Annotated in this window: 15 protein-coding genes; 9 read left to right on the plus strand and 6 right to left on the minus strand. The window is 71.0% G+C overall.

Annotated elements, in window-relative coordinates; all coding sequences use genetic code 11:
• Positions 1 to 163 precede the first annotated feature (163 nt).
• Entirely contained in the window at positions 164 to 457 is a 294-nt protein-coding gene (locus ACRYCC_RS41140; protein WP_433819530.1) for a hypothetical protein, read from the plus strand.
• A 124-nt stretch (positions 458 to 581) separates the two neighbouring features.
• Here the strand turns inward: ACRYCC_RS41140 and ACRYCC_RS41145 are convergent, their stop codons facing one another.
• Both ACRYCC_RS41145 and ACRYCC_RS41150 read right to left on the minus strand, forming a co-directional pair.
• On the minus strand, positions 582 to 1,097 hold the full coding sequence (locus ACRYCC_RS41145) for a DUF1877 family protein (protein WP_433819532.1): 516 nt from the start codon (positions 1,095 to 1,097) through the stop codon (positions 582 to 584).
• Positions 1,098 to 1,295: 198 nt separating this feature from the next.
• Positions 1,296 to 1,478, minus strand: a complete 183-nt coding sequence (locus tag ACRYCC_RS41150; protein WP_433819533.1) for a hypothetical protein — start codon at positions 1,476 to 1,478, stop codon at positions 1,296 to 1,298.
• A 140-nt stretch (positions 1,479 to 1,618) separates the two neighbouring features.
• On the opposite strand from ACRYCC_RS41150, the gene ACRYCC_RS41155 reads away from it, so the two are divergent.
• The 5 genes from ACRYCC_RS41155 (at position 1,619) to ACRYCC_RS41175 (ending at position 6,593) form a co-directional block, all read left to right on the plus strand.
• Positions 1,619 to 2,410, plus strand: coding sequence for an ABC transporter ATP-binding protein (locus tag ACRYCC_RS41155; protein WP_433819534.1), 792 nt, complete (start codon positions 1,619 to 1,621; stop codon positions 2,408 to 2,410).
• Positions 2,410 to 3,762 (plus strand): FtsX-like permease family protein, encoded by a 1,353-nt coding sequence (locus ACRYCC_RS41160; RefSeq protein WP_433819535.1) that lies wholly within the window; start codon positions 2,410 to 2,412, stop codon positions 3,760 to 3,762. The genes ACRYCC_RS41155 and ACRYCC_RS41160 overlap by 1 nt, the downstream gene beginning before the upstream one ends.
• Positions 3,759 to 5,009, plus strand: coding sequence for a sensor histidine kinase (locus ACRYCC_RS41165; protein WP_433819536.1), 1,251 nt, complete (start codon positions 3,759 to 3,761; stop codon positions 5,007 to 5,009). Before ACRYCC_RS41160 ends, ACRYCC_RS41165 begins: the two co-directional genes overlap by 4 nt.
• Positions 4,997 to 5,668 carry a response regulator gene (locus ACRYCC_RS41170; protein WP_433819537.1) on the plus strand — a complete coding sequence of 224 codons (672 nt, stop codon included), beginning with the start codon at positions 4,997 to 4,999 and terminating at the stop codon, positions 5,666 to 5,668. The genes ACRYCC_RS41165 and ACRYCC_RS41170 overlap by 13 nt, the downstream gene beginning before the upstream one ends.
• 76 nt (positions 5,669 to 5,744) lie before the next feature.
• Entirely contained in the window at positions 5,745 to 6,593 is an 849-nt protein-coding gene (locus tag ACRYCC_RS41175) for an enoyl-CoA hydratase/isomerase family protein (protein WP_433819538.1), read from the plus strand.
• An 80-nt stretch (positions 6,594 to 6,673) separates the two neighbouring features.
• Here ACRYCC_RS41175 and ACRYCC_RS41180 read toward each other — a convergent pair whose 3' ends face one another.
• The gene (locus tag ACRYCC_RS41180; protein ID WP_433819540.1) at positions 6,674 to 7,309 is read right to left on the minus strand and encodes a TetR/AcrR family transcriptional regulator; all 636 of its coding nucleotides are present in this window, start codon (positions 7,307 to 7,309) and stop codon (positions 6,674 to 6,676) included.
• Positions 7,310 to 7,494: 185 nt separating this feature from the next.
• On the opposite strand from ACRYCC_RS41180, the gene ACRYCC_RS41185 reads away from it, so the two are divergent.
• Positions 7,495 to 7,848: a hypothetical protein gene (locus tag ACRYCC_RS41185; protein WP_433819541.1), complete on the plus strand. Its 354-nt coding sequence runs from the start codon at positions 7,495 to 7,497 to the stop codon at positions 7,846 to 7,848.
• Positions 7,849 to 7,854: 6 nt separating this feature from the next.
• Here ACRYCC_RS41185 and ACRYCC_RS41190 read toward each other — a convergent pair whose 3' ends face one another.
• Positions 7,855 to 9,801 (minus strand): VHL beta domain-containing protein, encoded by a 1,947-nt coding sequence (locus ACRYCC_RS41190; protein WP_433819542.1) that lies wholly within the window; start codon positions 9,799 to 9,801, stop codon positions 7,855 to 7,857.
• 307 nt (positions 9,802 to 10,108) lie between these two features.
• Here ACRYCC_RS41190 and metG point away from each other — a divergent pair, with 307 nt between their 5' ends.
• Together metG and ACRYCC_RS41200 are read left to right on the plus strand one after the other, a co-directional pair.
• Positions 10,109 to 11,668 carry a methionine--tRNA ligase gene (metG, locus tag ACRYCC_RS41195; RefSeq protein WP_433819543.1) on the plus strand — a complete coding sequence of 520 codons (1,560 nt, stop codon included), beginning with the start codon at positions 10,109 to 10,111 and terminating at the stop codon, positions 11,666 to 11,668.
• A 53-nt stretch (positions 11,669 to 11,721) separates the two neighbouring features.
• On the plus strand, positions 11,722 to 12,543 hold the full coding sequence (locus ACRYCC_RS41200; protein WP_433819544.1) for a DUF429 domain-containing protein: 822 nt from the start codon (positions 11,722 to 11,724) through the stop codon (positions 12,541 to 12,543).
• A 58-nt stretch (positions 12,544 to 12,601) separates the two neighbouring features.
• Here ACRYCC_RS41200 and ACRYCC_RS41205 read toward each other — a convergent pair whose 3' ends face one another.
• A complete protein-coding gene (locus tag ACRYCC_RS41205; protein ID WP_433819545.1) occupies positions 12,602 to 13,207 on the minus strand; it encodes a hypothetical protein in 606 nt (201 codons plus the stop codon).
• Positions 13,208 to 13,371: 164 nt separating this feature from the next.
• Positions 13,372 to 14,154, minus strand: coding sequence for an aspartate/glutamate racemase family protein (locus ACRYCC_RS41210; protein ID WP_433819546.1), 783 nt, complete (start codon positions 14,152 to 14,154; stop codon positions 13,372 to 13,374).
• Positions 14,155 to 14,171 lie beyond the last annotated feature (17 nt).

Below are 14,171 nucleotides of genomic sequence, written 5' to 3' on the forward strand. Positions count from 1 at the left end.
GACACTCTGAACCCACCTGATCGGCGGCATAAGTGGATGCATCGACATCCCGTTGGAATCGAGCCATGATCCGGGGTATGAGGGGACGAGTTGAGGATGCGGTCGTACAGTCGTCTCTCCAGGTGATGTCCTGGCGACCCCGTCCAGACGGGGTCGCTTCACTGTGGCGCAGTACACCTCTGACGGGCTGGTCCTGCTTCTCGGCGAGAAAGAAGCATGGACACCCCTGCCCTGGCGTGCGCTGGAGGAGGTGCCGGATTTCCTGCGGGAGAGGAACTGGGTCCAGATAGGCGGCGTTTATTCGGCGGACAGCACGTCGGGCAGCCTGGACGAGCACCTCAAACGGTTCCTCTACCGGGCAACCGCTGGCTGGGTCGCCGTGCTTCTTGAAAAGGCGGAAGTTTTGGTGATCGACCGATCACGACCCGCCCGGGTCAAGCTTCGCCCGGGTTGCTGACACGTTTTCCTGCGCTCGGCCAGCGTCGCTGCTCAACGCCAGGTGTCGCAACGCCCTCGCCCTGGTACTAGTCGCGGTGGGAGCGGATGCTCGATAGGAAATCGGACCAAGCCATGACGGCGCGTCAGTCCCACCACAGCACGACAGCCAAATTTCGCTGCGCTGTCTCCTCGTAAAAGCTCAGCAGGGCTGTGAAGTGCCGTGCCAGGTAACCTCGTAGATCACCTTCGAAGTTCTCCCAGTTTTCCCCAATGGCGGCCGTTGCCTCGTGGGGATCCGATGGGAGGGCCGCCAGAACGGCCTGTGGTTCGAGTTTTCCTAGGACTCCTGAGACCTGCGCGACGGCTGTCGGGTCAAGAGCGGTCACCGGGTGTTCCCAGACGGTGTCGGGATGATCGCGATAGGCCGCATTGAGCTCTGCGTCTCCGTCCAATGCCCGCCGCAACGCGGCAACGATCCGGGCGTCGAGGTCCGCCAGTTCACAGACGCGGATCATGGCTGAACCCGCCCAGTCCAGATCGGCGTAGTCCGACTGCGGTCTCAGCTCGAAGGAACAAAGCCTGTTCAGCTCATCCGCCGACTGCCGACATGCGGCAAATTGTTTCTCTGAAACTCGGGCGATCTGCTGTGTTATCGCCACACGGCGCAGTCTGCCAGAGATGACGTCAGAACGCTCCCATCACCGCTTGCTCATCGGCATGAGCGAGTGTCGGGGTCAATTGGAGAGGGTCGGGTCTTCGCCCAGGTGGATGCTGGTGGCGAGGTGGGCGACTGTGGCGCGGAGGCGTTCGATCTCGTTTTTGGCGGTGGCGAGCTCGTCGATCGGCTTCCCCTGACGTTACTTGTCGAGGGCTTCGATGTTGTAGGCGGTCATCGTGCCCTGCTTGTACCGCCGCCTGTGCTCGTTCTCGCCCGGAACGGGCTCGCCCGAGTCGTTGACGCCGCCCTGGCGGGCGTAGGCGGCGTACTCCTGCCGGTCGATCAGTAACAGCGAGAGATTCGGCAGCTCGAACCAGATCATCCGCTCATCGACGCCCGGTCCGGCCCGAACATGGTGGGGTTAGGCCTACCTCGCAGACGCAGCCTGGACCCATCGACCGCGTGAGGAGGGTTCCATACCGTCGGTGGTGAACGTTGTCGTCCCAGTTCAGGAGGCACCTGATGACGCGTCTACCACCACTGTCGCCGCCGGCGGCGCCGACCACTAACGCGCTCGAGGTGCGCGCGCTGACCCGTACCTACGGCGAGGGCGCCGGCGCGGTGGCCGCGCTGGCGGGCGTCGACTTGGCCTTCCCGCGCGGCACGTTCACCGCCGTGATGGGCCCGTCGGGGTCGGGCAAGTCGACGTTCCTGACACTCGCCGCCGGGCTGGAGACACCCACGTCGGGCCGGGTGCTGATCGAGGGTGAGGACGTCACCGATTGGGACGAGGAGGCCCGCACCCGGCTGCGCCGGGAGCGGGTCGGGTTCGTCTTCCAGGCGTTCCACCTGATGCCGTATCTGACGGCGGCCGAGAACGTCGAGTTGCCGGTGCGGCTCGCCGGGCGGCGTCCCAACCGGGCCCGGGTCGCAGACCTGCTGGAGCATGTCGGCCTCGCCGATCGGGCCGGCAACTTGCCGGCCGCGCTGTCGGGCGGCCAGCAGCAGCGGGTGGCGATCGTCCGGGCGCTGGTCACCGATCCGGCCGTGATCCTGGCCGACGAGCCGACCGGGGCGCTCGACTCACGCACGGCCGGTTCGGTGCTCGCTCTACTGCGGGCGTGTGTGGACGCGCTCGGCCAGACGATCGTGATGGTCACCCACGACCCGGTCGCGGCGGCGTTCGCCGACACCGTGGTGTTCCTGGTCGACGGGCGCCTGGCCGGCCGGATGAACCGCCCCACCGCCAAGGCCGTGGCCGGCCAGATGGCACGCCTCGACGAGCTGGTGCCGCATGAGGCGGTGACGGTCTGATGGGCGGCTACACGACGAAGCTGGCGCTGCGCTCGCTGCGGCACCGCCTGACCGCGTTCACGGCCACCTTCGTGGCCGTGCTCCTCGGCACCGCGGTGATCGGCTCGTTCGCCACGCTGGTCGAGACGGCCACCGGCCCGGTCTCGTCCGCCGACGCCGAGACGCTGACGATCATGGGTGCTGTGGTCGGCGGATGGGGTGCCCTGATCGTGCTGTTCTCGGTGGCGTCGACCGTCGGCATCACCGTGACCCAGCGTGACGCCGAGATCGGGCTGCTGCGCACGATCGGCGCCACCGCCCGGCAGGCCCGCCGGCTCGTGCGCGCCGAGACGCTCGCGGTGTGCCTGGCCGCCTCGGTCGCCGGCGCGCTGGTCGCCTCCGTCACCGGACGCGCCCTGCTCGCGGCGGTCGAGTCGAGCGGTCTGATCGACCACGCCGACTACGGTGGCGGCGTGGTGTCGCTGGGGATCACCGTGGGCGGCGTGCTGCTCGTGTGCCTCGCCGCAGCCGGGATCGCCGGCCGGCGCGCCACCCGCGGCCCGGCCTCGGTCACGCCCGGCGAGGACCGCGCCGACGCCGGCCGGATGCGCTGGTGGCGGGTGGCCGGCGCGGTCGCCTTGATCGCCTACGGCGTGTCGATGGCGATCGTCACCGTCACCGTGACGAAGAACTCCGACGACCCGTACGAGGCGATGGCGACGTCGGGTTCCAACTCGATCCTGGTCGGCGTCGGCCTCGCCCTGCTGGCGCCGGTGCTGCTGCGCTGGGGATCGTTCGCCCTCCGGCCGGTGCTCGGGCGGCGCAGCGCCGAGGCGCACCTCGCGCGCTACAACACGTTCCGCCGGGCGCACCTGCTGGCCGGCGTGCTCGGCCCGGTGATCGTGCTCACGTCGTCGGCGGTCGGCACCCTGATGGCGGTCGGCACGGACGGGCGCACGCTGCCCGCCGGCGCGTCGGACGACGGTGACACGATCACGCTGCTCAACAACGTCGTCGTCGGCATGCTCAGCCTGTTCGCCGCGATCATGGTGATCAACGCCTTCGCCGCGGCGATCGCCCACCGGCGGGCCGAGCTGCGCCGCCTGTGGCTGCTCGGGGCCACGCCCACCCAGGTCGAACGAGCCATCGTGGCGGAGGCGGCCGTCGTCGCCGCGGTCGGTGCGGCGCTCGGGCTGATCGCCTCGCTCGCCACGATCGTCCCGTTCGGGATCGCCCGCGGCGAAGGGGTCGTGCCCGAAGGTCAGCTCTGGCTGCCGCCTCTGCTGGTGGCCGGCGTCGTCGGCCTGACGCTCGGAGCGGCCCGCGGCGCGGTGCACCGGGTCGCCCGGACCGAGCCGGCGCGGTCCGCGTGACGCCGGCGACCGGCCGCCCGGTGCGCCTGCTCGCGCCGATCGACGGCGTCCGGGCAGGGCCGGTCGACACGCACGCGGTGGTCGACCGGCTCCGGCTGACGCTCGTGTCGGCCGGGTACGCGCTGGCCGCCGCCCCGGCACTGGCCCTGGCGATCGTGCTCGTCCTGTCCGTGCCGCTCGGGCTGATCAGCGTCGGCTTCCCCCTCGCCCTGGCCGCCGTGCCGGCAGCCGCCGCACTCGCCGGTGTGCACCGGCGGGTCAGCGGTGCCCTGCTCGGCACCGAGATCCCGGCCTCCTACGCCGACACGTCCGGCCGCGGCCTGCTCGGCCGGCCCCTGCGCTGGCTGCGCGACGGCGCCCGCTGGCGCGACGTCGCCTTCGTGTGGTTCTCCAGTACCGGCGGGTTCGCCATGTCGCTCATGCCGCCGGTGCTGCTGGCCGCCCCGGTCACGTATGCCGTCGGGTTGATCGTCGCCCCCGGCCGGCTGTTGGTGCTGCTGCTCGGCGCCAGCGGGCTCGGGCTACTCGTGTGGTGGATCGTCACCCCGCCGCTGGTGCGCGCCCGAGCGATCACCGAGCGGGCGATCCTCGGCGGGTCGCGCCTGGCCGAGCTCGAGCGCCGGGTCGAGCAGGTGACCGAGTCGCGCAGCGAGACGCTCGACCTGTCGGCCGCCGAGATCCGCCGCGTCGAACGCGACCTCCACGACGGCGCGCAAATGCGCATGGCGGCGGTCGGGATGACCGTCGGCCTCGCCGGCAAGCTCGTCAGGAGCGACCCCGACGCCGCCGAGGCCCTGCTCGACGAAGCCCGCCAGACCACGCTCGACGCGCTCGACGACCTGCGCTCGGTCGTGCGCGGCATCCACCCACCGGTGCTCGCCGACCGCGGCCTCGCCGGCGCGATCGAGGCGCTCGCCCTGCCGATCCCGCTCCCGGTCACCGTGTCGGTGACCGTCACCGAGCGGCTCCCCGACCCCGTCGAGTCGGCCGCCTACTTCACCGTCGCCGAATGCCTCGCCAACACCGTCAAGCACTCCGGAGCCACCCGCGCCTACGTGCGCGGCTGCTACGACGGCACCCGCCTGCGGCTCGCCGTCGGCGACGACGGCCGCGGCGGCGCCGACCCGGCCGGCTCCGGACTGACCGGCATCGCCCGGCGACTGGCCGCCTTCGACGGCACGCTCACCGTCGACAGCCCACCCGGCGGCCCCACCGTCGTGACTCTAGAGATCCCATGCCCGACATAACCGAGTCCGGGATCACGCTCCGGGCGATCGTGGCGGAGGACCAGGCACTCCTGCGGGTCGGCCTGACCCGCATCCTCGAGGCCGGCGGCATCGTCGTCGTCGAAGCCGTCCAGGATGCGGCCGCCCTGGCGACCGCGCTCACCCGTGACGACGTCGACGTGGCGATCGTCGACGTACGCCTCCCTCCCACGCACGCCGCCGAAGGCCTCGAGGCGGCGATCGCGGCCCGCGCGGCCCGCCCCGGCCTCCCCGTCCTCGTGCTCAGCCAATGGGTCGAACCGCTCTACGCCCGCGACCTGCTCGCCTCAGGGGAGGGCGCCGTCGGCTACCTGCTCAAGGACCGCGTCGCCGACATCGACGCATTCGTCGCAGCCGTCCGCCAGGTCGCCGGCGGCGGCACCGTCCTCGATCCCGAAGTCGTCGCCGGGCTCGTCAGCCGCCGCGTCCGCCCGCTCGACCGGCTCACGCAGCGCGAGCGCGACGTGCTCACCCTGATGGCCGAGGGCCGCTCCAACGCCGCGATCGCCGACCGCCTCGTGGTCACCGAGAAGGCCGTCGGCAAGCACACCAACAAGATCTTCACCAAACTCGACCTCCCACCCGCCCCCGACGACAACCGCCGCGTCCTCGCCGTCCTCGCCTGGCTCAACGCCGGCTGACCCGCACGCCGGCGGTCATGGGTGTCGGCGGCGAGGCTGAATCGCCACCTGGCCTGCACGCCTTAGCGTCAGACGCATGGACTCACCGACACGGTTCATCCTGACCGAGCACTCGGCCGCCCTGTGGCGAGTGACGTTCGACAACCCTCCCGTCAATCTCGTCGACGCGACGATGACGAGAGAGCTGAATTCCCTGTTCACGCGCGCCGAGGCGAGCGACAGCCTCGCGGTCATCGTCTTCGACAGCGCCGACCCCGACTTCTACCTGGCCCACTACGACCTCTCCGACGAAACCGAGCTGCGGCATGTCCTGGCCAACCCGGAGGAGGTCCACCCGTGGACGGCGCTGCTCGCCCGTCTCAGCTCTCTCCCTCTGGCCACCATCTCCTCCATCAGGGGCAGGGCGCGCGGTGCGGGCAGCGAATTCCTCCTCGCTACCGACATGCGCTTCGCCAGCCGGGAGAAGGCCATCGTCGGTCAGTTCGAGATCGGCATGAGCGCCCTCCCGGGTGGAGGACCCGCTTCACGTCTGCCCGCCCTGGTCGGACGGGGCCGGACCTTCGAGATCCTCTACGGTGGCCTCGACTATGACGGAGCACTCGCCGAACAGTACGGATACGTGAATCGCGCCTTGCCCGACGCGGAGCTCGACGGCTTCGTCGACGAGTTCGCGTCCCGCGTCGCCTCCTTCGACCTGCAGACGATCAGGGACGTCAAGCACTTCGTCAACCGCGCCACACAGCGGCCGGAGGCCGAGTACAAAGACCAGATGGACGCCTTCTGGGCCGCCGTGAATCGCCCGGCTCAGCAGCACGTCGCAAGGCATCTGTTCGAGGCCGGACTACAGCAGCGGAGCGACGTCGAGCGCGATCTCCCGCATTGGGTGACGCGGTTCCAATACCGCTCCGGCTCCGACGGGGAGTAGACACCGCTACCAGCCGATGTGAGATCAATGATCCCGGCTGAAATCACCCAAGATCATAAATATCGGCGCGAAGGACCTGACTACCTCGCCGCGTCCGTGCCGGCCGGCGGCGTGATGCCGAGCTGACGGAGCAGGATGACGGTGTAGATCTGCACGATCTCGTCCAACTCCAGGGGACCCTCCGCCCGGTACCAGCTCGAGACGTGGATGCCGGCGGCCAGCACCGCGTAGGTCTGCAGCCGCAGGTCCAGTACCTTGACGCCGGCGTCCTGGCAGGCCTCGGCGATGAGGCGTCGGAGCGTCTGCTCGTAAACGTCCCGGCTACTAACGATCTTGTCCCGGTCCTCGGGTTCGAGCGCCCGTAGCTCGCTGTTGCCGATGAAGACGTCGCGAGCGCGCTCGGCGTGGAAGCGGATGTGGCAGTCGAGCCCCGCGCCCAGCCGGTCCAGGCTGGTGGACCGTCCCGTGATCGCGTGTTCCTGCGCGGCGAGCAGGTCCTCCATGATGCTCAGCATGAGCGAGGCCAGCAAGGCCTGCTTGCCGCTGATGTGGTTGTAGAGACTGCCCACCGTGATGCCCACCCGGGCCGCGACCTGGCGGAGAGTGGTGGCCTCGTAGCTGTGCTGGTAGAACAGGTCGGCGGCGGCCTCGCGAATGGCTGCCGCGGTCCGGGGGCCGGTGGTGAGTCGTACCGGTGTCGGCTCGCTGCGGCTCATGTGGCGGTGGCTCCTGCCCTGGCGGACGAACGCTCGTTCCGAGGGTAGTCAGGCCGGCGCCCCGCGCACCGGCGGCCCACCGAGGACGCCCGCGCTGTGTCCCGCGGACGGCCGATGACCTGCTGCCGATCATCTGCGCGAAACCGAGGAAATGTTAAACTCACGGGGGGCAAAAGGGGGCACCAATGGCCGAAAATGACCGGGACGGTCACTACCTCCACGTGGGCGGCGACGTGTCGGGGCAGATCCTTGTCGGGACAGGCAATGCCGCCACAATGGGACCGGCTGAAAATGCCGTAGACCTTTCCCGGCTGACGGAGTTCGCCCGGGCGGTCGGACAGGCCCTCCCCGTGCTCGGCGTCAGCGAGGAGCAGCGGCGCGCCGCCGAGGAGCTCGTCCGGGAGATCGTGGCGGGTGCCGGCGAGCCGGCAGCCGACCACCGCCGTCTGCGCACCCTCGGTCAGAGCCTCCGCGTGATCGTGGAGGGGGCGGCGGCCGGTGCGCTGACCTCGGGCCTGTTCAGCATCTGGGTGCCCTGACCGGCCTCATCCACTGACGGTCACCCGTCCCAGGGTGCTGGTGGGCAGGAAGACCGCGAGGCACCGGCCTGAGCTGCTGGTCATCAGCCATGGATGGGTCAGGAACGTGGGGAAGCTCCGGCGAGATCCAGGCGCGACATCGGCCCAGCGTTCGCGGCCGCCCGTGTAGTTCAGCCAATAGACCGTTACCGGCCGGGAGCCGTTGTTGACGACCTGGAACTCCGCTCTCGGAGTGCTCTGTGACCAGGTCGCCTTGGTCGATCCGGCGCGGGCGCAGCCCAGCGAGTTCAGGTGGGAGAGCTGCACCGCCGGGGCCGACGCGCGGTGCGGTGTCCTGACGTAGTGGTTGTACGCGGTGACGCCTCCGGCGGCCGCCGCGGCCGTGACGGCGAGCCCGGCGGCAGCGACGACCTTGGCCGTGACGGCACTGGCCGCACCCGATGTCGCCGGGGTGCTCGCCGCCGTCGCCGCGGAGCCCGGGTCCGGCACGACGGGTGGTGGTGCCGCACCCGGCGCGCAGAGCCCCTGAGCCTGCTGGGCGACGGTCGCGGGCCCCTTCGCGCCGAGGTCGGCCCAGATCGCCGCCGCCGCGCCCAGCGCCGCCGCTGCCGCCACCCGCTTGCCGGTGAGCAGCGAACGGATGCCGTCCTCATGGGTGAAGTAGGCCACCAGGCGCCGGTCGCCGGCAGCCTCGGCGGCGGCCTTCCCACGGGCGAGGATGTTCTCCCAGGAGGCCCACCGTAGCGAGCGGGCCACGCCCGGGGACGCGGCGGCGGCCAGCCGTGCGGCGGCGTCGCTCTGCCCGGCCAGGGTCGCCGCCTCGATGACGGCCGTCACGAGCCTGCCGTGGTCGGCCACGTCCATCGGTGAACGTCCCGCGGCGGCCACCCATTCGCGGAGCCGGCCGGCCAGTCCCGCCAGCCTCTCCGGGCCCGGCGTCAGCTCCGCGGGCAGCGCGGCGGTCACGCCGTCGGTGAGCCGGCAACCGTGTTCGGAGAGGCTGGTCAGGCCGAGCGCACCGAGATGCCCGGGCGTACCGGCGAAGTCCTCGGCCCCCAGCAGGAAGGCCAGCAACTCCACCGACACCGGTGTACCGGCGGCCGACAGCAGGGAGACCGTCTCCCGCTCCACCGGCGACAACCGGCTCAGCAGCACCGGCACCAGGGAGGCGACCTCGCCGGGACGTGGCAGCACCACCTGGCCGTCCGGACCTGGGCGAGCGGCCGCCGCGGCACGTACGAGCTGGAGCGGGTTTCCCCTGGTCACCTCCCACAACGCGTCGGCAGCCGTGGCCTCGGCGGGCATCAGCGGGCGCTCGAGCAGGTCCGCCAGCAGTGCCTGGCCGTCCTGCCGGTCCAACCCCCCGAGCGGCAGCATCCGCCCCCGTCCCCACAACGACCGTGTGGAGGAGGCGATCACCATGGCCGCGTCCGGGAGCAGGTCGAGCAGCAGGGTCAGTTCCGGGCCGGGACACTCCACGTCGTCGAGCACGACCCGTACGTCGACACCCGTCATCAGCCGCCGCAGCTCGACGGCGGAGGGCCGATAGCCCTCGCTGTCGTAGCAGGCCTCGAACACATCCTGGGCGATGTCGCCCACGTCCCGGCCGGCGGTGTTCAGGAAGACGACTCCGGCGTCCGCGCCGTCCATCTGGCGGGCAGCATGCCTGATCAGCGTGCTCTTGCCCATACCCTCCACGCCGTGCACCTGAAGGGGCTCGGCCGCGGCGACGGCCTGGTCGATGTCGGCCAGTTCGCGATCCCGCCCCCGCAGCATCACGGTCCGCCGCGGCAGCAGCGCGACCCGTTCCCGTCGTACGGGCCGCGGCCGCTCGCCCGGCTGGAGCACGGTGACCACCGAATGCTCGGCGGTCACGACCACGTTGTGGTCACCGACCACGAGCTGACCTCGTACGTCGCCTTCCACCCGCACGTAGGCTCTTTCCCCGCTCACCGCCACATTGTGCAAGAAAGCCACACATCGTAAGCAGCTATCGACGGAATGCACCGTGAAGGTGAGTGCAACCGAACCTCCAGGACAGGGTCATCGTGGAAGCCGGGGCGGCCGGTCCGTGGCGCACCTCGGGGCGAGCAGCGGCCACGCCTGCGTTGCTACCATGACGTCATGAACACGTCCGCAGGTCAGGTGATGATGCCCCGCTCACGGGGCCGCTGACGCTGCACGGACGATCGTTCCGAGGCCCTGCTCACGGGGCCTCGATCGATGTCCGCGGTCGGTGCCCCGGATCCCGGAGGTTCCGATGACCGCACCGCACACCTATCTCACCACCACGATCCCGTACGTCAACGCCCGTCCCCACCTGGGATTCGCGTTGGAGCTCGTGCAGGCCGACGTGCTCGCCCGCCATCGTCGCGGGCAAGGCCATCACGTCAGGTTCCAGACCGGCACGGACGACAACTCGCTGAAGAACGTGCTGGCCGCCGAGGCCGCGGGCATCGGTGTCCAGGAGTTCGTCGACGGCAACGCCGCCGCGTTCGTCGCGCTGGCCGGACCGCTGTCGCTGTCGGCCGACGATGTCATCCGCACCAGCCGCGACCCCCGGCACCGGCCCGGGGTCGAGCGGTTCTGGCGGGCCTGCGCGGACGCGGGTGACCTCTACCGGAAGCACTACGAGGGCCTGTACTGCGTCGGCTGCGAGCAGTTCTACACACCGGCCGAGCTGAACGACGGTCACTGCCCCGAGCATGGCACCAGGCCGCAGCGGGTCGCCGAGGAGAACTGGTTCTTCCGCCTCTCCCGCTACACCGACCGGCTGCACGACCTCATCGCCACCGGTGCTCTGCGCATCGAGCCCGCCGGACGCCGCAACGAGGTCCTCGCCTTCCTCGCCGGTGGCCTGCAGGACTTCTCCGTCTCCCGGTCGACCGCCCGCGCCCGGGGCTGGGGCATCCCGGTCCCCGGCGATCCGAGCCAGGTCATCTACGTGTGGTGGGACGCCCTGGGCAACTACCTCACCGCCCTCGGGTACGGCACCGGGGGCGACGACCACCGGCACTGGTGGACCGGAGCCCAGCACCGCGTCCACCTGGTCGGCAAGGGCGTGCTCCGCTTCCACGCCGTCTACTGGCCGGCCATGCTGCTGTCCGCCGGCCAGCCGCTACCGACCGACATCCTGGTGCACGACTACCTCACCGTCGACGGCCGTAAGATCAGCAAGTCCGGCGGCGTCACCGTCGACCCGGCCGCGCTCGCCGGAGAGTACGGCACGGACGCCGTCCGCTGGTGGCTGCTGCGCGAAGTACCCCGGGTCGGGGACGCCGACTTCACCCTCGACCGGCTCGTCGCCCGCGCGAATGACGAACTCGCCAACGGACTCGGCAACCTCGTCAACCGGGTCGTCGCCATGACCCACCGCTACCGCGAGGGGCAGGTCCCCGTCGGTGCAGCGCCGGCTCCCGGCGGGGAGGGCCTCCGAGAGGCATGCCGGCGAGCACCCCGCCTCGTCGGCACGGCACTGGCCGAGTTCGACTTCCGCAGGGCCACGTCCGCGGTCTGGGCCATCGTCGACGAGGCCAACCGGTACGTCGAGCACGTCCGCCCCTGGGAACTGGCCGGGAGGGAACGCGACGGCGACGAGCACGCCGGGCACCGACTGGACGCGGTCCTGGCCGAGCTCATCCGGGCATGCCGGACGATCGCCGAGCACCTGGCACCCTTCCTGCCCGACGCCGCGGCCCGCATCACCCGGCAGTGCGAACCCCTGGACGGGCGGCTCCCCGCTCCTGCACCCGTCTTCCAGAAGATCGCCACCCCGGGCCCGGCGACCACGCCGGAGCCCCGGCACCAGGAGATCCGGTGAACGACCTGCCGAATGAACGCAGCCGCCCGGAGGGCCCCGTGTACAAACCCGGTATGGCGATCGGCAGGTACCTGGGCGTGGACCTCGCGTGGCGAGAAGACGATGACCGGCAGGCGGCGAACGAGAGCGGGGTCGCCGTTCTCGACGACGGCGGCCGGGTCCTCGACGCCGGGTGGACCCGCGGGTCGGCGGGCACCCTCAACTGGATCAGGGAGGCCACCGACGACGATCCGGCCCTGCTGTTCGTCGACGCGCCGCTGGTGGTGACGAACCCCGCCGGTCAACGCCTCTGCGAGACACAGGTCGGACAGCGGTACGGCCGGTGGAAGGTCAGCGCCAACACCACCAACCTCAACTCGCCGCGGCTCGCCGGGGTCACCCTGCGCGGACGGCTCGAGGCCTGCGGGTGGACCTACGCCGACGGCCACGACGGTCCACCGGCGGCAGGCCGCGTCGTGTCGGAGTGCTATCCGTACACCACCCTGGTCGGCGCCTCGGAGCTCGGCTACGACCGCGAGCGCCCGCGCTACAAGCGCAAACCCAAGGGCATGCCCGTCTCCGCCTGGAGACCACGACGCGCCGTGGCCTGCGACGAGCTGATCCGACGGCTCGACGGGCTGGCGGCCGCCGATCCGCCCCTCCGGCTCGACTCGCACCCCATCACTCGACGGCTGACCGAGGAGCCGTCCCCGCAGGACGACCGTGCCTACAAGCATCGCGAAGACCTCATCGACGCCCTCATGTGCGCATGGACGGCGGCCCTCTGGGCCCGGCACGGATCCGCGCGGTGCCAGGTACTCGGTCCAGCGCCCACCGGCGGCGACCGCCCGGCAGCCACGATCATCGCGCCCGCGCGCCCGGAACAGCGCCGGTGAGACGGGGCCTTCCTGCGAGCCCGCCGCCCTGGCGGCCACCGACCCGCCCGGGCGGTCGTCAGTCGGTGAGCCCGATGTGCAGCAGTGCGCCCCAGCCGTCGCTGACCAGCAGGAGGTCGTCCCAGCTCAGGTCGTAGGAGTAGGCGATGTCACGAGCGGCGGCACGGTAGTCGCCGCTGTGGGACGACATCTCGAAGGCGCTCGAGATCGGGCCGAGACGCGCCTCGATCACATCGGCGAGCTCGTCGGTGAGCGCGGTCACCCGCTCGATCTGCTGGGCGGACAGCTCCTGCCGGGGCGGTTGCCGGCTCGACCAGCTCGCCGTGGTGGGGATCTGCGCGGCGACCAGTTGGTGCAGCCGGTCACGCCAGGGTGGCGGGACGGGCCGCACGGCCGCCACCTTCAGCGCGACCCCGCCGGCGCGGTACAGCCTGTCCGCCAGCGCGCGGGGCTCGGCGGGCGTCCTCCCGGTCCGCTGGACCACGCCGACCGGCATGACGGAGACCACGTGGTTGCCTCCGGCGAGCAGCTCCTGCAGCGGCACCACGATCGGCGCGGTCGCATCGGTGACCTCGTTCATCACCTCGTTCGTCCTGGACGCCCCGTCGGCGCCCCGGCGGCGGAAGTGTCCGGTCCAGTCCCACAGCACGGCCTTGATCGTCACGCGCGATGATTCTGCCACGGCCGGGGACCGGTACGGCGGCGGCCGTGACCAGGGAGAACAGCGGATGTCAGGAGGTACGGAACGGGTACGGATTCGTATGACAGCACCGACACACTTCGGTTACGGAACCTCGGCAGGCGGGAGGCGCCGCGCACGGATCGGCCTCAGGACACCCGGGAGGACGAACCCGGCGGTCGACCGACCGGTCCGCCGCGCCAGTCCGGCATGGCCCGGCGGCCGACGGCGACCTCGAAGGCGGCGCGAGCCAGCAGGCGGGTCGAGTCGAGCGTGGGCAGAGGGGAGGCGTCGGGCGTCACCAGCAGCGGGATCTCGGTGCACACGAGGGCGACGGCGTCGCAGCCCCGGTCCGCCAGCCGGCCGATGATGCGGGTGTACTCCGCACGCGAGCCCGCGGTGAACACACCGTTCACCAGCTCCGCGAAGATGATCTTATTGATGATGTGGCGGTCGTCCGGGTCCGGCACCTCGGCGGCGATCCCGCGGTCGGCGAGGGCCCGGGGATAGATCGGGCCGTCCATCAGGTATCTGGTGCCGAGCACGCCGACGCGCGTACGGCCGTCGTGAGCGGCACGGTCCGCGACCACCTCGGCGATGTGCAGGCCGGGAAGGGCGAGATCCGCGCCCGGCTGTTCGAGGGCCAGATGCGCGGTGTTGTCCGGGCAGACGAAGAAGTCCGCGCCGGCGCGGGCGAGCCGTCGCACGCTCTCCGACAGCGTCGCCCGGATCGACGCGTGGTCGCCCTCGTCCCACGCGGGCATGCTGTGCGCCATGGAGATGCAGTCCATGGTGACGTCCGGATGCTGATGGGAGCCCAGCTCGGCGAAGCCCTCCTGGCAGAAGGCCCGGAAGCAGAGCGCGGCCCCTTCGGTGCTGTGCGCGAGAATGCCGAGGTGCTCCATGCCGGCTCCAGCAGTCCGAGATGTCATGTGCCAACACCATTATT

The organism is Actinomadura scrupuli (genome assembly GCF_050971785.1).
GTDB classification, from domain to species: Bacteria; Actinomycetota; Actinomycetes; order Streptosporangiales; family Streptosporangiaceae; genus Actinomadura_E; species Actinomadura_E scrupuli.